Source organism: Ruegeria sp. HKCCD6157 (genome assembly GCF_013110685.1).
Taxonomy (GTDB): domain Bacteria; phylum Pseudomonadota; class Alphaproteobacteria; order Rhodobacterales; family Rhodobacteraceae; genus Ruegeria.
In genome coordinates this window covers 491,127-513,701 of sequence record NZ_WVRB01000001.1, presented here as the reverse complement: position 1 = coordinate 513,701, position 22,575 = coordinate 491,127, and the positions used below count along the sequence as shown (strand labels likewise).

24 protein-coding genes are annotated in these 22,575 nt (G+C 59.1%); 12 read left to right on the top strand and 12 right to left on the bottom strand.

Translation table 11 applies throughout. The features are described 5' to 3' along the window. Nucleotides 1-26: 26 nt before the first annotated feature. Both GS612_RS02310 and GS612_RS02305 read right to left on the bottom strand, forming a co-directional pair. Nucleotides 27-539: a hypothetical protein gene (locus tag GS612_RS02310; protein ID WP_371809266.1), complete on the bottom strand. Its 513-nt coding sequence runs from the start codon at nt 537-539 to the stop codon at nt 27-29. Between the two features lie 84 nt (nt 540-623). After that, nucleotides 624-1,106 carry an Lrp/AsnC family transcriptional regulator gene (locus GS612_RS02305; RefSeq protein ID WP_152458934.1) on the bottom strand — a complete coding sequence of 161 codons (483 nt, stop codon included), beginning with the start codon at nt 1,104-1,106 and terminating at the stop codon, nt 624-626. 108 nt (nt 1,107-1,214) lie between these two features. On the opposite strand from GS612_RS02305, the gene putA reads away from it, so the two are divergent. Both putA and GS612_RS02295 read left to right on the top strand, forming a co-directional pair. Then, nucleotides 1,215-4,613, top strand: a complete 3,399-nt coding sequence (gene putA, locus GS612_RS02300; protein WP_171638953.1) for a bifunctional proline dehydrogenase/L-glutamate gamma-semialdehyde dehydrogenase PutA — start codon at nt 1,215-1,217, stop codon at nt 4,611-4,613. A gap of 42 nt (nt 4,614-4,655) precedes the next feature. Continuing rightward, nucleotides 4,656-5,399, top strand: coding sequence for a rhomboid family intramembrane serine protease (locus GS612_RS02295; RefSeq protein WP_171638952.1), 744 nt, complete (start codon nt 4,656-4,658; stop codon nt 5,397-5,399). Between the two features lie 18 nt (nt 5,400-5,417). Here GS612_RS02295 and GS612_RS02290 read toward each other — a convergent pair whose 3' ends face one another. Then, complete coding sequence (locus GS612_RS02290; protein ID WP_171118687.1) at nt 5,418-6,203, bottom strand: inositol monophosphatase family protein; 786 nt, start codon at nt 6,201-6,203, stop codon at nt 5,418-5,420. A gap of 98 nt (nt 6,204-6,301) precedes the next feature. After that, nucleotides 6,302-7,207, bottom strand: a complete 906-nt coding sequence (locus GS612_RS02285; RefSeq protein ID WP_171639918.1) for a LysR family transcriptional regulator — start codon at nt 7,205-7,207, stop codon at nt 6,302-6,304. 94 nt (nt 7,208-7,301) lie between these two features. Here GS612_RS02285 and metF point away from each other — a divergent pair, with 94 nt between their 5' ends. Further along, on the top strand, nt 7,302-8,168 hold the full coding sequence (gene metF / locus GS612_RS02280; RefSeq protein ID WP_171232846.1) for a methylenetetrahydrofolate reductase [NAD(P)H]: 867 nt from the start codon (nt 7,302-7,304) through the stop codon (nt 8,166-8,168). 230 nt (nt 8,169-8,398) lie between these two features. Beyond that, complete coding sequence (locus GS612_RS02275) at nt 8,399-9,064, top strand: J domain-containing protein (RefSeq protein ID WP_152458939.1); 666 nt, start codon at nt 8,399-8,401, stop codon at nt 9,062-9,064. 49 nt (nt 9,065-9,113) lie between these two features. Here GS612_RS02275 and GS612_RS02270 read toward each other — a convergent pair whose 3' ends face one another. Beyond that, the gene (locus GS612_RS02270) at nt 9,114-9,632 is read right to left on the bottom strand and encodes a YHS domain-containing (seleno)protein (protein WP_171638951.1); all 519 of its coding nucleotides are present in this window, start codon (nt 9,630-9,632) and stop codon (nt 9,114-9,116) included. Between the two features lie 235 nt (nt 9,633-9,867). Between GS612_RS02270 and yghU the strand changes: the two genes are divergently transcribed. Continuing rightward, nucleotides 9,868-10,746, top strand: a complete 879-nt coding sequence (gene yghU / locus GS612_RS02265) for a glutathione-dependent disulfide-bond oxidoreductase (RefSeq protein WP_171638950.1) — start codon at nt 9,868-9,870, stop codon at nt 10,744-10,746. Nucleotides 10,747-10,806: 60 nt separating this feature from the next. Here the strand turns inward: yghU and GS612_RS02260 are convergent, their stop codons facing one another. Both GS612_RS02260 and GS612_RS02255 read right to left on the bottom strand, forming a co-directional pair. After that, a complete protein-coding gene (locus tag GS612_RS02260; RefSeq protein ID WP_171638949.1) occupies nt 10,807-11,595 on the bottom strand; it encodes an SseB family protein in 789 nt (262 codons plus the stop codon). Then, a complete protein-coding gene (locus GS612_RS02255; RefSeq protein ID WP_253283471.1) occupies nt 11,588-12,199 on the bottom strand; it encodes a uracil-DNA glycosylase family protein in 612 nt (203 codons plus the stop codon). The genes GS612_RS02260 and GS612_RS02255 overlap by 8 nt, the downstream gene beginning before the upstream one ends. A 224-nt stretch (nt 12,200-12,423) precedes the next feature. On the opposite strand from GS612_RS02255, the gene GS612_RS02250 reads away from it, so the two are divergent. Genes GS612_RS02250 through GS612_RS02235 form a run of 4 tightly spaced genes read left to right on the top strand, consistent with a single transcriptional unit; the run spans nt 12,424 to nt 16,989 of the window. Further along, nucleotides 12,424-13,083 carry an ABC transporter ATP-binding protein gene (locus GS612_RS02250; RefSeq protein WP_152458943.1) on the top strand — a complete coding sequence of 220 codons (660 nt, stop codon included), beginning with the start codon at nt 12,424-12,426 and terminating at the stop codon, nt 13,081-13,083. Further along, entirely contained in the window at nt 13,061-14,638 is a 1,578-nt protein-coding gene (locus GS612_RS02245) for a capsule biosynthesis protein (protein ID WP_171638948.1), read from the top strand. Before GS612_RS02250 ends, GS612_RS02245 begins: the two co-directional genes overlap by 23 nt. Before the next feature lie 5 nt (nt 14,639-14,643). Further along, the gene (gene kdsA / locus GS612_RS02240; protein WP_171638947.1) at nt 14,644-15,477 is read left to right on the top strand and encodes a 3-deoxy-8-phosphooctulonate synthase; all 834 of its coding nucleotides are present in this window, start codon (nt 14,644-14,646) and stop codon (nt 15,475-15,477) included. Between the two features lie 15 nt (nt 15,478-15,492). Next, entirely contained in the window at nt 15,493-16,989 is a 1,497-nt protein-coding gene (locus GS612_RS02235; RefSeq protein WP_171638946.1) for a phosphomannomutase/phosphoglucomutase, read from the top strand. Between the two features lie 47 nt (nt 16,990-17,036). On the opposite strand, the gene GS612_RS02230 is transcribed toward GS612_RS02235, so the two are convergent. Further along, nucleotides 17,037-19,046 (bottom strand): AsmA family protein, encoded by a 2,010-nt coding sequence (locus GS612_RS02230; RefSeq protein WP_253286089.1) that lies wholly within the window; start codon nt 19,044-19,046, stop codon nt 17,037-17,039. 40 nt (nt 19,047-19,086) lie between these two features. Here GS612_RS02230 and rimO point away from each other — a divergent pair, with 40 nt between their 5' ends. Further along, nucleotides 19,087-20,475, top strand: a complete 1,389-nt coding sequence (rimO, locus tag GS612_RS02225; protein WP_171638945.1) for a 30S ribosomal protein S12 methylthiotransferase RimO — start codon at nt 19,087-19,089, stop codon at nt 20,473-20,475. A 112-nt stretch (nt 20,476-20,587) separates the two neighbouring features. Beyond that, entirely contained in the window at nt 20,588-20,947 is a 360-nt protein-coding gene (locus GS612_RS02220) for a hypothetical protein (RefSeq protein ID WP_171638944.1), read from the top strand. 136 nt (nt 20,948-21,083) lie between these two features. On the opposite strand, the gene GS612_RS02215 is transcribed toward GS612_RS02220, so the two are convergent. After that, nucleotides 21,084-21,272: a hypothetical protein gene (locus GS612_RS02215; RefSeq protein ID WP_050604769.1), complete on the bottom strand. Its 189-nt coding sequence runs from the start codon at nt 21,270-21,272 to the stop codon at nt 21,084-21,086. Between the two features lie 229 nt (nt 21,273-21,501). Between GS612_RS02215 and GS612_RS02210 the strand changes: the two genes are divergently transcribed. Then, nucleotides 21,502-21,744 carry a CDGSH iron-sulfur domain-containing protein gene (locus tag GS612_RS02210; RefSeq protein ID WP_171118708.1) on the top strand — a complete coding sequence of 81 codons (243 nt, stop codon included), beginning with the start codon at nt 21,502-21,504 and terminating at the stop codon, nt 21,742-21,744. Here GS612_RS02210 and GS612_RS02205 read toward each other — a convergent pair whose 3' ends face one another. The 3 genes from GS612_RS02205 to GS612_RS02195 are packed head-to-tail and all read right to left on the bottom strand — an operon-like array spanning nt 21,745 to nt 22,540. After that, nucleotides 21,745-22,005: a DUF6455 family protein gene (locus GS612_RS02205; protein ID WP_152458950.1), complete on the bottom strand. Its 261-nt coding sequence runs from the start codon at nt 22,003-22,005 to the stop codon at nt 21,745-21,747. Next, the gene (locus tag GS612_RS02200) at nt 22,005-22,274 is read right to left on the bottom strand and encodes a DUF6455 family protein (protein ID WP_152458951.1); all 270 of its coding nucleotides are present in this window, start codon (nt 22,272-22,274) and stop codon (nt 22,005-22,007) included. The genes GS612_RS02205 and GS612_RS02200 overlap by 1 nt, the downstream gene beginning before the upstream one ends. Nucleotides 22,275-22,288: 14 nt before the next feature. Beyond that, the gene (locus GS612_RS02195; protein ID WP_171638943.1) at nt 22,289-22,540 is read right to left on the bottom strand and encodes a DUF6455 family protein; all 252 of its coding nucleotides are present in this window, start codon (nt 22,538-22,540) and stop codon (nt 22,289-22,291) included. Nucleotides 22,541-22,575 lie beyond the last annotated feature (35 nt).

Here is a 22,575-nt window from a genome sequence, read left to right as displayed (position 1 = left end):
GTTTCCAAACTTGCCCGATCCGGCTGTCAGATATCTTCTCCGGGCGGCTCCAGAAGGCCGCCTGGCTCCAACAAGGCCCGCTCGGACAGCCACGGGTTGAGCTCAAGCGCCTCGGACAGTGCTGCGCGCGCGTCTTCCAGGCGTCTCAACCCCAACAGGGACAAAGCCCGCCCACTCAGCGCACCGATATGGTTTGGCGACATTTCGATCGTGACATTCAGGTCGCGCAATGCCGCGTCAAAATCCTGCCTCAGATAGTTTACGAAAGCCCGCTGATTGTAGCCTTCGGCGTAATCCGGGCAATATTCGACAAGTTGGTTGAAATCGTCCAATGCGCCCGACAAATCCCACGCCTCTCGTCGCGCCATTCCCCGATCCAGCAGGGTCTGCGACCGGGCATCCGGCGCGTCTGTCCAAAGTTCCCACATTTGATTCGAGATGGCCCGGGCATCGCTTTGCGATTGCGCCTTTTGGACCTGCTTGATCAGCGCATCCACACCTTCGATATGATCCGGAGCCGTGGGGCATGTCTCGGCCATGGCCGAGCATGAACACGTGATCAGTAAAAACGTTGCAGCACAGGTTCGCATCACGAAACAAGGGTGGGCCATAATTCCGCCGCGTCAAGGCTGATGTTCAAAACCGCCCAGCATACCGGTTTCCTTCACGGCCTCCATCGCAACAAAAGTTGAGGTATTGGCGACATGCGGCAGAGACGAGATCTTCTCGGCCAATACACGGCGGTATTCCGACATCGTGGCGGTGCGCACTTTCAGAAGATAGTCAAAATTGGACGCGATCATATGCGCCTGCTCGACCTCGGCGGTTTTGCGGACGGCTGCGTTGAACTCGGCCAGCGCCTTTTCGCGGGTATCGGTCAAACGCACCTCGACAAACGCGACGTGATCCAGCCCCAGCCGGATCGGATCCAGCATCGCCCGATAGCCCGTGATCACTCCGCTCGCTTCCAGCCGTTTGAGCCGCGCCTGCGTCGGAGATTTCGACAGCCCGATCTCGCGCGCAAGATCGGCCACCGAGATACGGCCGTCCTCGGCCAGAATTCTTAGAATCGACCGGTCAAACCGATCAAGATCAGGAAAACTCATTTGAACTGTCTGCTGCCAAAAATTCAGATCATTCTCCTTCAATTATATCAAACTCAGTCCGTTGTCCTGATTTTTCCGCATTATATTATCGCAAAGACCGGAGGACATATGTCACACAGCCTGCGCACCCTCATCGATACTTCCACCTATGCCGATCAGTCGGCTGTTCTTGAGACACTGATCTCTCAGGCCAGCCTGACGGACACGGATCGCAGCGCCATTGGCGCCGCGGCTGCGCAGCTTGTGCGCGACATCCGGTCCAGCACTTCTCCGGGGTTGATGGAGGTGTTTCTGGCCGAATATGGCCTATCCACCGACGAAGGCATCGCCCTGATGTGTCTGGCCGAAGCGTTGCTGCGCGTGCCGGATGCCGACACAATTGATGCGCTGATTGAAGACAAGATCGCGCCCTCCGATTGGGGCAAGCATCTGGGGCAATCCTCGTCCTCGCTGGTGAACGCCTCGACATGGGCGCTGATGTTGACCGGAAAGGTGCTGGACGAGGGCAAGGCGTCTCCGGTCGGGGCGCTGCGCGGTGCGATCAAGCGGCTGGGCGAGCCGGTGATCCGCACTGCCGTGGCCCGCGCGATGAAAGAGATGGGCCGGCAGTTCGTTCTGGGGGAAACCATTCAGTCCGCCATGGACCGCGCACGCGGGATGGAGGAGAAAGGCTATACCTATTCCTACGACATGCTGGGCGAAGCAGCCCGAACCGAAGCGGACGCGGCGCGCTATCACCTGTCCTATTCCCGCGCCATCTCGGCCATTGCCGAGGCCTGCACCCATGACGACATCCGCGCCAATCCGGGTATTTCGGTAAAACTGTCCGCCCTGCATCCCCGTTATGAGCTGGCACAGGAACAGCGTGTGATGGACGAGCTGGTGCCGCGGCTGCGGGCGCTGGCCCTACTGGCCAAGGCGGCCGGAATGGGCCTGAACGTCGATGCAGAAGAGGCGGATCGCCTGTCGCTGTCGTTGCAGGTGATAGAGGCGGTGATGTCCGACCCGGCCCTTGCGGGCTGGCACGGGTTTGGCATAGTGGTTCAGGCCTATGGCCCGCGCGCAGGCCTGGTCCTGGATACGCTGCATGGCATGGCCGAACGTCACGATCGCCAGATTATGGTGCGATTGGTCAAAGGCGCCTATTGGGATACCGAGATCAAACGCGCGCAGGTCGAGGGGGTGGATGGCTTTCCCGTCTTCACGCACAAGGCGGCAACCGACGTCTCCTATATCGCCAATGCACACAAACTGCTGGGCATGACCGATCGGATCTATCCGCAATTTGCCACGCACAACGCGCACACGGTCAGCGCCATCCTTCACATGGCCAAGGATCAACCGTTCGAGTTTCAGCGCCTGCACGGCATGGGCGAGACCTTGCATCAGATCGTGATGGACAAGCAGAACACCCGGTGCCGCATCTATGCACCTGTGGGGGCGCATCGCGACTTGCTGGCTTATCTGGTTCGGCGCTTGTTGGAGAACGGTGCGAATTCATCCTTCGTCAACCAGATTGTGGACGAGGATGTGCCACCGGAAGTGGTCGCCGCCGATCCGTTTGTTGCGATCCGGACCCCTCCGCCCGCACTGCCGACCGGGCCGGAATTGTTCCAGCCTGAAAGACCGAATTCCAGGGGTTTTGACCTGCATCACACACCAACCCTGGATCAGATTGATGCGGCACGGGATCAGTTCCGCGCCCATCACTGGTATGCGCAACCCTTGCTGGCCGACGCGGCCAAACCCGATGCGGATGAGCCGGTGATCAATCCGGCACGGCCGCAGGACAGGCCCGGCGCGGTGGCCCCAGCCAGCGCGGCGGATGTGGAAATGGCACTGGCCTCGGCCAACCCCTGGGATGCCCCAGCCGCCGAACGCGCCCGCATCCTCAATGCCGCAGCCGATCTTTACGAAGCCCATTATGGCGAGTTGTTTGCCCTGCTGGCGCGTGAGGCCGGGAAGTCGCTGCCCGATGCGGTGGCCGAACTGCGCGAGGCGGTGGATTTCCTGCGTTACTATGCAGCCAACATGCCCGATGCCGAACCCGCAGGGATTTTCACCTGCATCAGCCCGTGGAACTTCCCGCTGGCGATTTTCTCTGGGCAGATCTCTGCGGCGCTGGCCACCGGAAACGCGGTTCTGGCCAAGCCTGCGCCCCAGACGCCCCTGATCGCACATCGTGCCGTGCAGCTGCTGCACGAGGCGGGGGTGCCGCGCGATGTGCTGCAACTGCTGCCGGGTGGGCCCGCCGTAGGTGCGGCGCTGACGTCGGATCCGCACATCTCGGGCGTGGCCTTCACAGGGTCAACGGCCACCGCGCTGAAAATCCGTGCGGCGATGGCCGGATCCATGCGCCCCGGAACGCCGCTGATCGCGGAAACCGGCGGTCTGAATGCGATGATCGTCGACAGCACCGCCCTTCCTGAACAGGCCGTGCAATCGATCATCGAAAGCGCCTTTCAGTCGGCGGGCCAGCGATGTTCCGCCCTGCGCTGCCTGTATTTGCAGGAAGACATCGCCGATGACGTTCTGACCATGCTCAAAGGGGCGATGGATGCGCTGTCGGTCGGCGACCCCTGGCTTTTGTCGACGGATTGCGGACCGGTGATCGACGAACAGGCCCGTCAGGGCATCGTCGAGCATGTGACCAGGGCGCGCCACGAAGGGCGGGTGCTGAAAGAGCTTCCGTTGCCGCCCGAAGGTATCTTTGTTGCGCCGACACTGATCGAAATCCCTGGCATCGCCGCGCTGGAACGCGAGGTGTTCGGCCCGGTGCTGCACGTCGCCCGGTTCAAGTCGCAAGAGATCAACAAGATCATCGCCGATATCAACGCCACCGGATACGGCCTGACCTTCGGCCTGCACACCCGCATCGACGACCGCGTGCAGCATGTGACCGAGGCGATCCATGCGGGCAACATCTATGTCAACCGCAACCAGATCGGCGCCATCGTCGGGTCTCAGCCCTTTGGTGGCGAAGGATTGTCAGGCACGGGCCCCAAGGCGGGCGGGCCGAACTACATGATCCGGTTCTGTGCACCCGACCGTCAAAGCACGGCGGATACATGGGGCGCCGTGGCTGATCTGCCTGCGGCGCAAGGTCAACCTGCGCCGGTCAAAACCCGGTCCCTGCCCGGCCCGACCGGTGAATCGAACCGCCTGAGCGAGTATCCCCGTCCGCCTCTTTTGTGCTTGGGACCCGGAGAAGCCGCAGCGCGTGCGCAGGCCGATGCTGTATATGCGCTGGGTGGCACCGCCATTCAGGCGACCGGGATGCTTGACCTGCACCGGTTGGAAAACCTGACCGGCATTTCGGGCGTGTTGTGGTGGGGAGACGACGAAACAGCGCGGCTGATCGAACAGCATCTGGCGCGCCGCGACGGCCCGATTCTGCCGCTTATACCCGGCAAGCCCGACCGCGCGCGTGTTCTGGGTGAACGCCATGTCTGCGTGGACACGACCGCGGCGGGCGGAAACGCCGCGTTGTTGGGAGGTGCGGCATAAGCTTGCCTTGACGCTGGGCGCACAAAAGCCCAGCGTCACGGCATGTTTCCGATCCGCGACCATAACCCCTCGGGGCGCACACCTTATGTTGTCTATGCCTTGCTGGCGGCCAATATCCTGATCTTCCTCAGCTATGTGGGGATCATGGATGATGGGCCGCGGATCGGCAGGCTGTTTTTCGACTACGCCATTATTCCGGCGCGGGTCAGCGACGGGTTCGGGCTGGAAACCCTCGTGACATCCATGTTCCTGCACGGGGGCTGGATGCACTTGGCGGGCAACATGCTGTTTCTGTGGATCTTCGGTGACAATCTGGAAGACGAGATGGGCCATCTGCCCTTCCTGCTGTTTTACATGGCGGCCGGAATCGGCGCGGGCCTGATTCACGTCATCACCGGGCCCGAGTCCCAAGTTCCCACTGTTGGGGCCTCGGGCGCGATTGCGGGCGTGATGGGCGGGTATCTGTTGCTGTTCCCGAAAGCACGGGTGGATATCCTGCTGATCCTGATCGTCTATTTCAGGGTCTTTACCATTCCCGCCTTCATCATGCTGGGCGTCTGGCTGGCGATACAGTTCTTTGGCAGCGTCACCAGCAATCCGGACGAAGGCGGCATCGCCTATTGGGCCCATACCGGGGGGTTTGCCGTTGGCCTGATCCTGTGCATACCGCTGTGGCTGAGACGCGGCGGAATTCAGTTCTGGGATCGCACCCATGGCCACCCGCCCCACCCGGAGGCGAAGTACAAGCTGTCACAATCCCGCATTCCGCGCGTTCCGCGCCGCTAAAGCCGGTTCAAAGGGCGCCTAGCCCCGGATCACCTTTGCGAACTGATCGAAGATCGGTTCGTTTGAACAGATCACTTCACCATCTTCCAGCACGTTGCCTTCAGGGTTCAGCGCCTGCACGAAGCCGCCAGCCTCTTTGACGATGATCACACCGGCGGCCAGATCCCACGCATTCAGGCGGCGTTCCCAAAAGCCTTCGTACCGGCCTGCGGCCACATATGCCATATCCAGCGCGGCGGCGCCCCAACGACGCACGCCGGCGCAGGCAGGCATCAGACGCGCCAGATCCTGTAGGGTTGCTGGCAGATCCGAGCGGCCACCAAAGGGCAGGCCGGTCGCGAAGACCGATTCAATCATGCGATGACGACCCGACACGCGAATACGGGTGTCGTTCATCCAGGCGCCCTCACCCTTTTCAGCAAAGAACATCTCGTCCTTGGCGGCGTCATAGATCACGCCGGCAACGATCTTGCCCTTGTGTTCCAGGGCTATGGAAATCGCCCAATGCGGCAGGCCGTGCAGGAAATTGGTGGTGCCGTCCAGCGGATCGACGATCCAGCGGCGGGTCGGATCCTCGCCATCGATGGAGCCGCCCTCTTCGGCCAGCCAGCCATAGGTCGGCCGTGCGCCCAGCAGCTCTTCTTTCAGGATGGCTTCGGCGGCGATGTCGGCCTTCGAAACGAAATCACCGGCACCTTTCATCGACACCTGCAGATTCTCGACTTCACGGAAATCCTTGACCAAAGAACGCCCCGCCTTGCGCGCGGCCTTGATCATGATGTTGAGATTTGCGCTGCCAACCATTGTCAAAAGGCTCCTGTCCGGTCAAACCGCGCGTATACTGCCGCAATGCGCCCTTGCCAAGAGGAATGATGCGCATAACAGACCCGCAGGAAACGCCGTTACTGGGATTGCAGCTTGCGCGCTTCTTCCCGGGCCAGTTTCACCAGTTCCTGCACAAAGGGTTTCTCCAGATCTTCCGACCGGACCGCGGCATAGAGACGCCGTGTAATGCCCTCTTTCGTCAAGGGTCTGGTGACGTAGTCCGAGTTGTATTTGACCTCGCGCACGACCCAATCCGGCAGCACTGAAATGCCCCGGTTCGATGCGACCAGCAGAAGGATGACGGCGGTTAGTTCCACCTGCCGGATCGTGGCAGGCTCAACCCGCGCCGGGATCAACAGCTGGCTGAACACATCCAGACGCGTGCGTTCCACCGGATAGGTGATCAGGGTCTGGCCGCGAAAATCCTCGGCCTCGATATAGTCTTTCTTGGCCAGGGGATGGGTCGAAGCGGCCACAAACACCGCGTAATAATCGAAAAGTTCGACAAATTCGACGCCCGGCAGGTCTTCGGGATCGGACGAGACCACCAGATCGACCTCTTCCTTCTGCAAGGCCGGAAGCGCGTCGAAGGCCAGACCGGGGCGGATATCGACATCCACGTCGCCCCAGGACTTCCTGAAAGATTCGAGCACCGGGAACAGCCATTCGAAACAGGCGTGGCATTCAATGGCTATGTGCATCCGCCCCGTGCGCCCGTCCCGCAGCGAAGAAAATTCATTTTGGGCGGCTTCGACCTGCGGCAGAATTTGCTCGGCCAATCGCAACAGGCGCAAACCGGCAGCCGACAGTTTCATGGGTTTGGAGCGGCGCAGAAACAGCTCGACCCCAGCCTGATCCTCCAACCCTTTGATTTGATGGCTCAATGCGGACTGGGTGATGTTCAACTGATCCGCGGCGCGGGCCAGCCCGCCGCATTCATGGATCGCCTTGATGGTGCGCAGGTGCCGGAATTCAATATGCATTTCAAACAGCATTCATGTTGTTGTTGAGTAATATGAGTTTGTTTCACAATGCTTGCCATGGCACAAGAGGCTCAGTTGATCCAGTGAGGCCACGATGTCCAAACCTGAAATTTCCTTCGAGTTCTTTCCGCCCAAAACTCTGGAAGCCTCTTTCCGCCTTTGGGACACGGTCCAGACATTGGCCCCTTTGGATCCCCGCTTTGTTTCCGTCACCTACGGCGCTGGTGGCACGACGCGTGAACTGACACGCGACGCGGTTTCGACCCTGCACAAGTCATCGGGCCTGAACGTGGCCGCTCATCTGACCTGTGTCGATGCTTCGCGGCAGGAAACGCTGGAGATCGCAGACACCTTTGCCCGCGCCGGCGTGCAGGACATCGTCGCCCTGCGCGGCGACCCGCCAAAGGGTCAGGACAAGTTTGTGCCGCACCCCGACGGGTTTTCCAGTTCAGTCGAACTGATCGAGGCTCTGGCCGAAACCGAAATGTTCAGCATCCGTGTCGGGGCCTATCCCGACACCCATCCCGAGGCTGCAAACATGGCTGCGGATGTGGACTGGCTGAAGGCCAAGCTGGACGCAGGCGCAGACGAAGCGCTGACACAGTTCTTCTTCGAAGCCGAAACCTTTTTTCGGTTCCGCGATGCTTGCGCCAAGGCCGGTATCGACAAACCGATCGTGCCTGGCATCTTGCCGATCGAGAACTGGGCAGGTGCTCGCAACTTCGCCAAGCGCTGTGGCACGCATATTCCCCTGTGGGTCGAACAGGCGTTTGAAAAGGCGGTGCGCGACGAGCGTGAGGATCTGTTGGCCACGGCAATCTGCACAGAGCTGTGTTCAGACCTGATCGAAGGCGGCGTGGACAAGCTGCACTTTTATACCCTGAACCGTCCCGAACTGACGCGCGATGTCTGCTTTGCACTGGGCATTACACCGAGCGTTGAGTTGGAAAACGTCGCCTGACTTTCAAAAAACTCAATGATTCGCCCGGGTTACGTTTACGCCCGGGCGTTTGTCGTTTCAGAAGATGTGTACTGTTTCACAACCCCGCCCGTAAAACGGTGCCTTTGAGGGACAATTGAATCTCAGCATCGCGATTGTTGTCCCCAGCCCGGCAAATCATCCCTGAAATTTGACAAAACTATGACTGTGACCACACTGGTTCTGTGTAGTTTGTAAAGAGTGTTTTGAGTATGGAACCTGTCGATAAAGTGCGGGCGCGCGCGGATGCGTTGGCGGATCTGGGGTTGAGTCCCTGCGCCGGTTCCCAAGAGATCAGGGACGCCTGGAGGCAGATCGCATTCCATTCACATCCCGATCATACGGATGGGGACAGTTCCGGTTTTTCGCGCGCCAAAGCGGCTTATGATTTTCTGCGCAAGGAAGGGTTGGTTACAAAAGGTGGTGCCAGTTCCGGCCCTCCGCAACCGCGCCGCCCCCGTTTGAAAAAGCGCATCATCGAACTTCCGCTGGAAGATATCGCCGCCTGCAAGGCGATTCTGAATCCCGACCAGAGGTTGCCGCAAATGCACGATGAAGCCGATACTCAGGACACATCTGACGCATGTGTCTCGGATCACGTTCCCGACGCGGTCGGGTGTTACGGGCGGCATCTGACCTATTTTGTCACCACGCCCGTGCATCATGGGGCAAATCGCGTGGCCTTGCCAACGACCGTCCTGACCAACGCGCGTCACACCGAGGCTGAAATTCTGAGCTTCCAGTCAAAAGATACCGGCGCCGGAGAAGTCATCATCCCCGATACGATCCGCGAACGGAAGTTTCCGGGGGCCAAAAGTGTACGGATCAGGTTTGATGCCGATCAGGATATTCGGGATCAATTCTGGCTTGCGGGGTAACGGCCTCAGCCCGGCTTGACCAGCCGGGCTTGGTTCTTTTGATGCCGGATCAGTTTGAAACCGGGCCTTCCGACGTGAATTTCGGGATCACATTGGTCGAGGCGTCGCTTGGTTCGATACCGGGCCAGTTGCCTTCGGCAAGATTGATATTGCCTGGAATGTCTTCCTCGAAAAATCCGACAACCACGTCGGTGATGTTGAGATACAGCTTGTCATCCACGATCCGCCACAGGTTTGGATTTGCAGGAACCTTGCCACCACGCGACACGCCGTAAGCGCAGTGCCCATCATATTGCGGCGCGTAGTATGCTGGGTTTTCAAGGAATTTGTCGCGGTTTTCCTCGGTCGCAAATGCCCAGGTCGCACCGTTGTACTCGGCGGTGATGTTGGTATTTCCACGCACACCTTCGGGCTGCGACTGGCCAACTGGCATCTGATCCAGGCTGCGATAGGCAACGACATCATAACCCGAAACAGCAAAACCTGTGCCGTCGATATATTGAGGGCCGGCAAAAGCCGGAACCGCCAGAGCTATGGCCGCAGCGAGTGTCAATGCAAAGCGTTTCATGTCGTCTATCCTTTTCGGGTCAACTAAGTCCGTGATGCCTTGCGGCAGGTCTGACAGGACAATATGCGATTCCCAAGCGGTGCGTAGTCCCCCTAACGCCGCTGTGACCCGACACGAGAAAACGTGAGAGTTTGGCGGCGGATTGTTACAGAATACGCCAGTTGAGTAGGGTTGGACTCGGCGGTTTGCAATATTAGCTGTATGGCAGCCCTGACATAGGCAAGAAAGGCAAGTGATGAGCGACCAATCCTCGTATACCCCTCCAACGGTCTGGACCTGGGACAGTAAAAGTGGCGGACAATTCGCCAACATCAACCGACCGATCGCCGGAGCGACCCATGACAAGGACCTGCCGGTCGGACGGCATCCTCTTCAGCTGTACTCGCTCGCGACACCCAATGGCGTGAAAGTCACGGTGATGCTGGAAGAGCTGTTGGCACTTGGTCATGAAGGCGCTGAATACAACGCCTGGCTGATCAACATCGGAGACGGCGATCAATTCAGCTCGGGCTTTGTCGAGGCCAACCCGAACTCGAAAATCCCCGCGCTTTGGGATCGGTCGGGAGACAAACCTGTTCGTGTTTTTGAAAGCGCCTCGATCCTGTTCCATCTGGCCGAAAAGTTCGGCGCGTTTCTGCCGGCATCCGGCCCCGAGCGGACCGAGGTGATGAACTGGGTGTTCTGGCAGATGGGCAGCGCGCCGTATCTGGGCGGTGGGTTCGGGCATTTCTACGCCTATGCACCCGAGAAATGGGAATACCCGATCAACCGTTTCGCCATGGAGACCAAGCGCCAACTGGATGTTCTGGATCGTGAACTGGCGGAAAAAACCTTCATCGCGGGCGAAGACTATTCAATCGCCGACATGGCGATTTGGCCCTGGTATGGCCAGTTGGTTCTGGGCCGCCTTTACAGCGCGGCAGAGTTCTTGGACGTGGAATCCTACAGGAACGTCATGCGATGGGCCAAGGCTATCGACGCGCGCCCTGCGGTTCAGCGCGGCCGCATGGTCAACCGCGCGTTTGGCGAGCCGCACACGCAGCTTCACGAACGTCACGACGCCAGCGATTTCGAAACCCGCACGCAGGATAAGTTGGAAGCGGCGGCGGAATAAACATATCCCAGGCGCAACGACACGCGGTGCAGCTTGCGCCGCGTGTTCGCGTTTGGATGGTTATTTCAGAATGGGTGGGTTGTCCGGATTGCTGCCGGGGGCTTCGCGGACCGTTTCGGCAATTTGCGGCTGGGGCAAATCAAACCGAAGGCCCACCTTGGCCAGAAGCGCGGCGGTGGCCTCGCTTGCGGTGAAAAACCCGACATCCATCGCGCCTGCCTCGATCCCGGAAAAGGTCAGCGCCTCGGACGCGGCCTTGGCCAAAGCGGGCTCGGCCCCCTCGATCGCATCGACAAATCCCAACAGATGGCCCTGCGCGCCCGATTTGGACTTGGTGGCAACCAGATAGGCTGCGCTGGCAAGTCCGCCCGCCGTCGCCAGTTTCGCATCCAGCGCGGTCAGCAGGTTCTGCGGCAGACCGGCAGGGGGCAAAAACTCGGCAAGCTCTTCCTCGACCTCTTGCGGGCTGTGTTGCAACGTTTCAGCCAACCATTCCAGGGCTTCCGCCGGGACCAGCATGGAAGATGGCGCAGTCTCCAGGTTCAGACCAAGCCCGATGCCCTGCCCCGACAGCATCCCCGAAAGCACCCGCCCCGACAGCGCCACATAAGGCACGGGCCGCCCGGCAAACTGCGCCAGCCGGTCCTCACGATCAAAAGCCAGAACAAAGCGCCCGTCAGCCACATCGAACAATTCGGGCGAGATATTTTCGTCCCGCGCTTCTTCGGTCAGCATCAGAAACAGCTCGCTATCGGCAAGCCGTTCAAAGAAACGCAGACGGGCGGCATCACTTGTCGGGTCCGCCTGCATCGCGGCATGCGCAGTGTCCAACGCCGTGGATTCAGTCATTCAGCACCTCTTGGACCCGTGTACGCAAAACAGGCAGCAGTTCAGCCTCGAACCACGGGTTTTTCTTCAACCATGCCGTATTGCGCCAGGACGGGTGAGGCAAGGCAAAGACCCGCGGCGCATGGTCCCGCCAGTTGCGAACGGTGTCCGTCACCGACCCGCGCGCGCCAAGATGAAACTTGTGTGCATGACCTCCGACCAACACGGTCAGCGGCACACGCCCCAGGTCCTGCATCACCCGGTCGTGCCAGGTCTTGCGGCAAATCGCAGGTGGCGGAAGATCAGCATTGCGCGCATCATACCCAGGAAAGCAGAACGCCATCGGTACGATCGAAACACGGTCGCGATCGTAAAAAACCGACTCACCAATCCCCAGCCAGTGCCGAAGCCTGTCGCCGGACGGGTCGGTGAAGGGCCGCCCCGACTCGTGCACACGGGCGCCCGGTGCCTGCCCCGCGACAAGGATCGGTGTTCCGGGGCGGAACCAGACCACCGGGCGCGGCTCGTGTGCGGTTTCTGTTTGCGCGAACCTGTCGGCACACAAGCGGCAGGCGCGGATTTCCTGACGTAACGCGTTCATCTGATCCTGAAGGCCCCTGCCCATCCGGTCTGTTGTTGGCTGCCAAAACAGATAATAACGACCTGACGCGGCACCAAGTGACCGATAACCTTTGCTGCACCCAATCAGACATTCATGCGCGCAACCGGACCGCATTGATCATTTGTTTCATAATTCGACATAATGTAGCCAACATGGGACGGTAAAAAATACCCTTTCTGGCCGCCCGCAAGTGCGACAACACGAACGAAACGAGCAGCAGACCCCGAATGCTAGAATTCGACAACGTCAGCAAATCCTTCTGGACCGGAACGCGCCGCAAGGTGATTCTGGATCGCGTCTCGTTTCGGGTCGAACTGGGTACCTCACTGGGCGTTCTGGCCCCGAACGGAACCGGAAAAACCACGTTGATCAACATGATGGCCGGCCTGGAGAAACCCGACGAAGGCGTGGTCCGCCGCGAATGCCGGGTATCTTTTCCCATGGGGTTCACTGGTGGCGTGTCGGGAAAACTGTCAGCGCTTGAGAACGCGCGCTACATCGCCAAGATCTACGGCATGGACCCCGACTATATCGAGGCCTATTGCAAATGGCTCTGCGGTCTGGGCGAATATTTCGACCAGCCCCTTGCCACCTACTCCTCTGGGATGAGGGCGCGTTTCACCTTTTCTTTGATGCTGGCGCTGGACTTTGACATGTATCTCATCGACGAAGGGATGCCGGCGACAACAGATGTCGAATTCAACGAAAAGGCAGGGGCGATCCTGAAGGAAAGGTTGCGCACGACGACTTTGGTGATCGTATCGCACAGCCCGTCCGTGTTGGAGAAATTCGCCCAGAAAGCGGCCGTACTTCTGGACGGGCAATTGTATATGTTTGACTCCTTGGAAGAGGCAAAGCAGCTGTATGACTACGAAACCCAAGGTTAGAAAATACAACTGGCGCCGCAGACGCCAGACGGAAAGCTCGGCCGAGGCGCGATCGGACGCCATCTCGCGTATTCGCAACGCGACGCAAGGCCCCGAGGCCGCCGGCGAAGCACAGCCCGGGACGCAGCTGGATGACATCAAGCGCGAAGGTCTGACGGGCCGTCAATTGCGTATCGCACGACGTCTGGCGCAGAAACACGGTCTGGCCGCAACGTCGGACTATGACGCGGTGCGATTGCTGCGTAAAAAGGGCATCGACCCCTTCCAGCGCACCAATCTTCTGGACCTTGCCGCCGCAAGGCCGTCGGACGGGGGTGACAAACCCAAGGACAGGATCAACGTTCAACTGCCGCAGGCCATGGGCGCCGAGAAAACGAACCTGCCCGGGCCCGAGCTCAGCCCGGCTGAACGGCGCAATTTTGAAATTGGCCAAATCCAAAAGGACATCGCCCGCCGTCGCAAGCGTAAATTGTTTGGGCTGTTTGCGCGTCTGGCGGCTTTTGTGTTCCTGCCGACCTTCATTGTCGGCTTCTATTTCTATCGCATCGCCACGCCGATGTATGCCAGCGATTCCGAATTCCTGATCCTGCAAGCGGATGGCGGACCGGGCAATATCGGCGGTCTGCTTGCCGGCACGCAATTCGCCACCACGCAGGATTCGATCTCGGTTCAGTCCTTTCTGGAATCGAAAGAAGCTTTGCTGTTGCTGGACCGCGATGCCGGGTTTTCCGATGTCTTCAAGCAGGAGTGGATCGACCCGATTCAAAGGCTGGCGCCGGACGCCTCGCTTGAAGACGCCTATAAACTGTTCAAACGCATGATCACCATCGGCTATGACCCGACCGAAGGGGTCATTCGGATGGAGGTTGCCGCCCCCGACGCGCAGACATCGACCGAGTTTTCCGAACGCCTGATTTCTTATGCCGAAGACAGGGTAAACGCCTTGTCCGGAAAAAAACGCGAAGACCAGATGCGCGACGCGCTGCAAAGTTTCGAAGCGGCGCAGGAAGCGCGCAGGCAGGCTCAGGAAGAGTTGATCGAGCTTCAGCTTCAGGGCGCGGTTCTTGACCCCGAAAACGTCATTGCCAGCCTGCGTGCCCGCATCAACGAAATCGAAATACTGGTTCAGGACAAAGAGCTTGAGCTCGCCGCGCTTCAGGACAACCTGCGCCCAAACAAGGCAAAGGTTGATGGCGTCAAGGCAGATATCGCCCGCCTGGAAAAGGTTCTGAGAGAACTGAATGCCGAGATGCAGGATGCCTCGGACGGCGAAAACTCGCTGGCGCGGCTGAGCGTGCGTATCCAGATCGCGCAGGCGGACCTGGCGGCGCGTGACATGATGCTGCAAACGGCAATGCAGCAAATGGAAGCGACCCGGTCCGAAGCCAACCGGCAGGTGCGCTATCTGACCGTCTCGGTCAACCCCGTTCCCAGTCAGGAACCCAGTTATCCGCGCAAGTTCGAAAATACGATTTTGGCATTCCTGTTGTTTGCTGGTATCTACCTGATGATCTCGCTTACCGCGTCGGTCCTTCGTGAACAGGTATCCTCATAAAACTCATGAAACATGTTAAAATCTCCGACCTGACAGTCGGCAACGACCTTCCGCTGACCATCATAGCTGGACCATGCCAGCTTGAAACGGCAGACCATGCGCAGATGATTGCGGGCAAAATGAAAGAAGCCTGCGACGCAGCCGGGGCGCAATACGTCTTCAAGGCGTCTTATGACAAGGCGAACCGGACATCCCTGTCGGGCAAGCGTGGCATGGGCATCGATGCGGGGCTGAAGGTACTGGATGACATCCGCAAAACGATGGGTATCCCGGTTCTGACCGATGTTCATACCGAAGCGCAATGCGCCATCGCCGCCGAGGCGGTGGACGTTCTGCAAATTCCGGCATTCCTGTGCCGTCAGACCGACATGCTGCTGGCGGCCGGGAACACCGGCAAAGCGGTCAATGCGAAAAAGGGGCAATTCCTTGCACCCTGGGAAATGACCAACATCGTCGACAAAATCGAAAGCACCGGAAATCAGAATATCCTGCTGACCGAACGCGGCACCTCATTTGGCTACAACACGCTGATTGCCGATATGCGTGCGCTGCCCCAAATGGCGAAAACCGGGTATCCGGTGGTGATGGACGCCACCCATTCCGTGCAGCAACCCGGAGGCAAGGGCGGGTCTTCGGGCGGACAACGCGAATTTGCACCCGTGATGGCCCGCGCCGCGGTTTCTCTGGGTGTTGGGGCCGTGTTCATTGAAACCCATCAGGATCCGGACTCGGCCCCATCGGACGGGCCAAATATGATCCCGCTCGACCAGATGCCCCTACTTGTTGACACATTGATGCGATTTGATGCGCTTGCTAAAGCGAATCCGATTCAGATTTAACGATTGAGATTTCTTATGATCAAACCCCTCACCGAGGTAACACCCAACAGCTGGAACTTTCTGCGCGACGCGATGATCACGCCCACCGGGTTCCGTGAATACGATGCCCGTTGGAAATATCCTGAAGAGATCAACCTGCCCGGAATGACCGCGCTTGGGCTGGGGCTTGGCACACAGATGCACAGGCGCGGGATCGAGCCTGTGATCGCAGTCGGAAACGACTATCGTGACTATTCATTGGCGATCAAAAATGCCCTGATGCTGGGCCTGATGCAGGCTGGTATCCGTGTCAAAGACATCGGCCCTGCGCTCAGCCCCATGGCCTATTTTGCGCAGTTCCATCTGGATGTGCCCGCAGTGGCCATGGTCACCGCCAGCCACAACCCGAACGGCTGGACCGGGGTCAAAATGGGTTTTGACCGCCCGCTGACCCATGGCCCGGATGAGATGTCGGAACTGCGTGACATCGTTCTGAACGGCGAGGGCGTCGCGCGCGAAGGCGGCTCGTACGAGTTCGTCGATGGCGTCAAAGAGGCCTATATCGACGACCTGGTCGGCGATTTCAAAATGTCCCGCCCGCTGAAAGTGGTCTGCGCAACAGGCAACGGCACGGCTTCGGCCTTTGCGCCCGAGATTTTCGAACGGATCGGGGTTGAAGTCGTGCCCAGCCATAACCGGCTGGACTATACCTTCCCCAACTACAACCCGAACCCGGAAGCCATGGAGATGCTGCACGACATGGCCGCCACGGTGAAATCCAGCGGTGCCGACCTGGCGCTGGGGTTTGACGGTGACGGAGACCGCTGCGGCGTCGTCGATGATGAGGGTGAGGAGATCTTTGCCGACAAGGTTGGCGTGATCATGGCGCGTGATCTGGCCAAGCTTCACCCCGGATCGACCTTTGTTGCGGATGTGAAATCCACCGGTCTGTTTGCCAGCGACCCCGAATTGCAGGCCCTGGGCGTCAAAGCCGATTACTGGAAGACCGGCCATAGCCACATGAAGCGCCGCGTCAAGGAAATCGGGGCACTGGCAGGGTTCGAAAAATCAGGCCACTACTTTTTGGCCGAACCGATCGGGCGTGGGTACGACTGTGGAATGCGTGTCGCAGTAGAAATCTGCAAACTAATGGACCGCAACCCGGGCAAGAGCATGTCGGACCTGCGCAAGGCCCTGCCCAAGACCTGGTCCACCCCCACGATGTCACCACACGCCGCCGATACCGAGAAATATGATATCCTTCAGCGGCTGGTCGACAAGCTGGTCGCCAAGGGAGATGCGGGCGAAACACTCGCTGGCCGTGCAATCAAAGAAGTGGTCACGGTGAACGGCGCACGCGTGATTCTGGACAACGGAAGCTGGGGCCTGGTGCGGGCTTCGTCCAATACCCCCAATCTGGTCGTCGTCTGTGAAAGCAGCGAAAGCGAGGCTGAGATGCGCGCCATCTTCGCGGACATTGACGCCGTCATCCGAACCGAGCCCGGTGTCGGCGATTACGACCAAACCATCTGAACACAACTGCTTGGGGCATATCACGATGCCCCAAGCACGATGGTTGCTCAGTCGCCGCCGAATAATTTGAGCAGACCTTTTTTTGCCTCTTCTTCAAGTTTATTCTTGATGGCGTCTTCGATCTGATCACTGTCGGTGATCGTCGTATCCAATTCGTTGCCGACCTTTTCAAAAACCTTCTGTTTGGCGTCGTCTTCCAGTTCCTTGACCTTCACATCCGCGGCCGCCTCGATCACCTTGGTCAGGTCCGGCTTGATCGCCGGATCGCTCCAGGGGCCTTTGATGTGAACGGGAACCGATATCCCCTGCCCGGAATTGGCACGCAGCGCCACGGGCGTGAACAGATAGTCGATGTTGCGAGCCCCCAGATCCACTGTACCGGTGCCATCTGCGCGGAAATTCTTCAGTGACATGAGCAGGTCGCTGTTCGTCAACACGCCCTGGTCGATGGTGAAACTGGCCGTCAGGCTGTTGAACACGGTGGTTCCGCCTGATCCGGTGCCCTGCCCCATCAATCGGTCCAGATCGAGCCCGGAAATCACTCCGGGACCGACATCCAAGTTTCCCTTGCCGCTGAGGGACCGCATGATCTGATCCTCGGACTGGCCGACGCCCAGAAACTCAAACGCTCCCGCAGCGGTTCCCGACAGGCGTTTGACCCCGGCCATCGTGGTCAGTGCCTGTTTCAGATCGATCCCGGTGGCGGTCACGTTGCCGCCGACAGACAGGCCGTTGCGGTTGTTGGCCACCACCTGACCGTGCAACTGACCCGCAAACAGCGTGGCCGGGTGCATTTCCAGAACGGCCCGCGACCGATCCAGCGACAGGGTCAGATCGCTTTTGCCGAACGTCATCCCGGGCACGGCGATCGAGTTCGCCGTCAGGCGGATCTTACCGTTCGCCAATGCCAGAGCAGACGCGTCGATAGGGTCCTTCGACCACCCCTCAGGTGCAGGAGCGTTTGCCTGAGACGTACCGCCTGAGGCAGAAGCGGTTTCGGAAATCCGCGACAGATCCAAATCACCGGCTTCCAGACGGGCCACGATACGCGGCGGGTCCGAGATGGTGATATCCGCCTCGCCCACGAACCGGTTGTCATCCAATTGCGCAACCATGTTCCGCATGGAAATCCGGCCGTCCTGCGTATACGTCATATGGGCTGAAATGTCGGCGGTCTTGCCCAATCCGGGCGGTACGGATGTGCCAGCCTGACCGAAGGCGGCAAGCATCCTTTCCGTGTCCCGCGTCACCACCTTGGTCGTTCCATCCATTTCACCCGCAAGATTGACGCGCCCGTCAAATCCGATCTCTCCGCCCGGGGCCGTCAAAGCCAGTTCCAGATCAGTCACTGACCCCGCCGCAAATGCTGGTAAGTCCGGGATTTTCAGGTCAACCTGAACCGCCCCTCCAGGCACTGGCATGGCGGCCTCCATCACCAACGGGGCCGCCACCTCGGGCCAGCTTGCAGATAGCGTCACGTCCGAGAAATCCATCTGCGTCGAACCATTTTCCACGTAAATCAGCCGTGCATTTGTCAGCTCCAACCGATCCAGCGTGACCTGCCCCGAGGGCTCAGCCGGCGTGCCCCCCGCGGTCGCGACCGCAGTTGTCGCGGTTGTCGGGGCGCTCAATTCCCAATTGCCGCGCCCATCTGATCGTTCCAACCGCAACACGGGATTGTCTGCAAAAACTCGTTTGATCCGCAGATCCCCGTTCAACAGCCCGGCAGCGTCCACTCCGACGGCCAGGCTATCCGCGCTGAGCATCGGCTCCGGTCCGGCCCAGCTTGCGTTGCCGAAACGCACCGGCCCGGTTTCCATCCCGACCACCGGCCAGAAGGAAATGCGCACATCTCCGGTCAGAGTCAAATCACGCCCGGTCTGGGCCTTGACCTGCTCGGCCAGAATCGCGGCAAGCTTTTCCCCCGGCATCAGCAACAGTGCGCCAATGATCAACGCGATCACGGCGACAACGATAAACAGGATGCGCATCAGCCATTTCATTTTCTGCTCTCCGCCTTCTGGCTTGTCATTGCCGTGATCATTCAAATCACGCATCACATTTGCAAGGGCAAGTTTTCCCGACTATATGCCGCGCATGACGACAAACCCGCCGAACCTCCGCCCCGACCTGGCCCCTTCTGCCCGGATCACCGAGACACCCCAATCGAACCAGCCGACCATCGGCATGGTGTCGTTGGGCTGCCCGAAGGCGTTGGTCGACAGTGAACGCATTCTGACCCGGCTGCGTGCCGAAGGATACGGCATTTCGCCGGATTATGCCGGAGCCGATGCCGTCATCGTGAACACCTGCGGGTTCCTTGACAGCGCCAAAGCGGAATCGCTGGACGCGATCGGAGAGGCGCTGGTGGAAAACGGCAAGGTCATCGTGACCGGCTGTCTGGGGGCCGAGCCGGATTACATTCGCGAACATCACCCCCGCATCATGGCTGTCACCGGCCCACACCAATACGAGCAGGTGCTGGATGCGGTGCATGCCGCCGTGCCCCCCGATCCTGATCCGTTCGTGGACCTGTTGCCCGCCAGCAGCGTGCAGTTGACGCCGCGCCATTACAGCTATCTGAAAATTTCCGAGGGCTGCAACCACAAGTGCAAGTTCTGCATCATCCCCGACATGCGCGGAAAGCTGGCCAGCCGCCCGGCGCATGCGGTTCTGCGCGAGGCGGAAAAGCTGGTGCAAAATGGCGTGCGTGAGCTGTTGGTGATTTCGCAGGACACCTCGGCCTATGGCTTGGACCGGAAATACGACATCAACCCGTGGAAAGACGGTGAAGTGCGCAGCCATATCACCGATCTGGCGCGCGAGCTGGGGCAGCTCGATGCCTGGGTGCGGCTGCACTATGTGTATCCCTATCCGCATGTGCGGGACCTGATTCCGCTGATGGCGGATGCCGGGTGCAACGTGCTGCCTTATCTGGATATCCCGTTTCAACACGCCCACCCGGATGTGCTTAAACGCATGGCCCGCCCGGCCGCGTCGGCCAGAACGCTGGATGAAATCAAGGCCTGGCGCGCGATCTGCCCGGATATCACCCTGCGGTCGACCTTTATCGTCGGCTATCCGGGTGAGACGGAGTCGGAATTCCAGACCCTTCTGGACTGGATGGACGAGGCTCAACTGGATCGGGTCGGGTGTTTTCAGTATGAAAACGTCGATGGCGCGCGGTCAAATGACCTGCCCGATCACGTTCCGGCCGAAATCAAGCAGGAACGCTGGGATCGTTTCATGGAAAAAGCACAGGCGATCTCGGAGGCCAAGTTGCGGGCAAAGGTCGGACAGACGCTAGAGGTGATCGTGGACGAGGTCGATGACGAGGCCGCCACCTGCCGCACGAAAGCAGACGCGCCCGAGATCGACGGCAACCTGTTCATCGATGAGGGGTTCGAAAACCTCAGGCCCGGTGACATCATCACGGTCGAAGTGGACGAGGCCGGAGAATACGATTTGTGGGGCAAGCCCGTCTAAGGTCTGACACCACGTCGAGCACACGGCATATGGGCAAAGCTTGAACCGAGTTTATTGGCCGAACACCCGGTCAGACCCGATCTTGGACTGAAAGCCAATCATGGAGGTTTTCATGTCCCGTATCTTCAAGCTTGGCCTGAATTGCGTGGTTTTCCTGATGGCCGCGCATTTCGTGGCTACCCCGGGTTACGCCCAACCCACGCAGGTCGGCTCTGCCGGAGTCATTGAGGTTGGCGGCAAACATCTAAGCTTTCACAAAAACGGCCGTCACAAGATAAACCGGTATTACGTGGCCCCGAAGGCCAGGTCACATGCCAAGCGGCCCAAGGCGCATATCAAAAAACCGGCCCCGGTTTATCGATACACCGCCCCTAAACGGCGTGTCCTCGGGCATATCCCCTACGGGTCGGTCAAGCGACACAAATTCAAATTATTCAAGTTCAAGCATAACTACGGCCTAAAAAGGCACTGAACAGGGTTCGCGCAACGCGAAGAACGCAACCTGTCCGATAGCCGCGAAATCGCAGGCAAGAAAAAACCGCCACAACTGGTGACGGTTTTTCCCGAAAGCGTACAGGCGGTCCGGGTCCGGGCCACCTGCGAATGGCTTACTGAGTGATTGGGTCACAGACCGTTTGGCCAGCCTCGGTTGTGGCCAATTGATAACCACCCGGACAGCTGGGTGTGCCGGCTTTGTCATAGCTGGGCTGAACGTAAACAGGTGTCGGTTCTTCCTGCTGCGCACAGGCAGTCAGGATCAGTGCAAATGCGCCAACGGCAGCGAGTTTCAGTTTCATGTCCGTCAATCCTTTATTACTTTTCTGATATTGCCCAGCTTTTCGGGGCCAGGTTAAGAATACGGGCTGAACGGCAATCTGGCAACTGAATCGATCACGTCTTCGTGAGTCACAGCGAATCCATGCCAATCCAATGGCGCAATGATGTTCTTTGAGGCGTAAAACCTATTCTTCTGACTCCGGCGCCCTAAACTGTTGCAGCGAATTCAGCCAAAGACGGAGAAGCCATATGTCAAACGCGCCCATTGTTGCCCAGAAATCGCCATTTCCGGTCGAGGTCGTCGAAGGGAAAACTTATTTCTGGTGTGCCTGCGGCAAATCCAGCCGCCAGCCGTTTTGCGACGGATCGCACAAAGGCACCGGGTCAGAGCCCGTGAAATATACAGCGGAAAGCAGCAAAAAGGTCTTCTTTTGTGGCTGCAAACACAGTTCGAAACCGCCTTTGTGCGACGGAACGCACAACGGGCTTTGATCAGGTTTTCAACCCATTCAGTATCTCGGCATTGGGACAAAAATCCGGGGCAGTGGTCGCTGTGCCCTGTTGCCGGGCAAGCCAAAACTCGCATTGCACATCACATCCGGCAGCGCGGCACCGCGTGACAAGCTCGGCGTATTTTTCGGGTGAAAGACGTCCTTCGGCCATCGCTTCGGTCATTGAAATGCCCATACAGCGTGACACCGAGCGCGTAAGCCAAAAGTGCTTTTCGATTTCCCCCAACGCGACCTGAGACATCAAGCGTTCTCCACCTGCTTGGTTTTGAGGGCGGCAAAGTATTTGCGATTCGGGCATGTCGACGGCGCCTGTTCAACCTGCTCGCGCCGTTCCAACCATTCCGGGCAGTCCTTGGCCCAGGAACAGCCGCGACACTGCTGCACGATTTCAGCCCATTCTTCCTGTTTCAGATGACCTTTCCGATAGGCCGCGGCCAAGTCGGTTCCGGTTGCTTGCCCCATACGCAACACCAAGCGCAGATGGGTCATGATTTCGCCCAGATGTGTCATGCCAGACCTTTGTGTCAAGGCAGGAGATTGTGAAGCAATTCCTGATTTCGGCAGTATTCGGGCATACGCCGAGCAGATCCGGGATCGTTCAGCAAACTCTTGCAGTGATCCGGGTTCGGGCAGTCGGTACAGCGCAAAACAGCATCAGAGATCTGGTCCACGGAAACGGAACCATCAATGGCGGCTTCCTCAAGATCAATGTCCAGCATTCTTGCCATATCGTCCACCAATCCGGCATGCAGCCGCAGGGTCTCGTGGGTGGGCATGCTGTTTCCTTTCGCTTTCACGCTGTGTCCAAAGC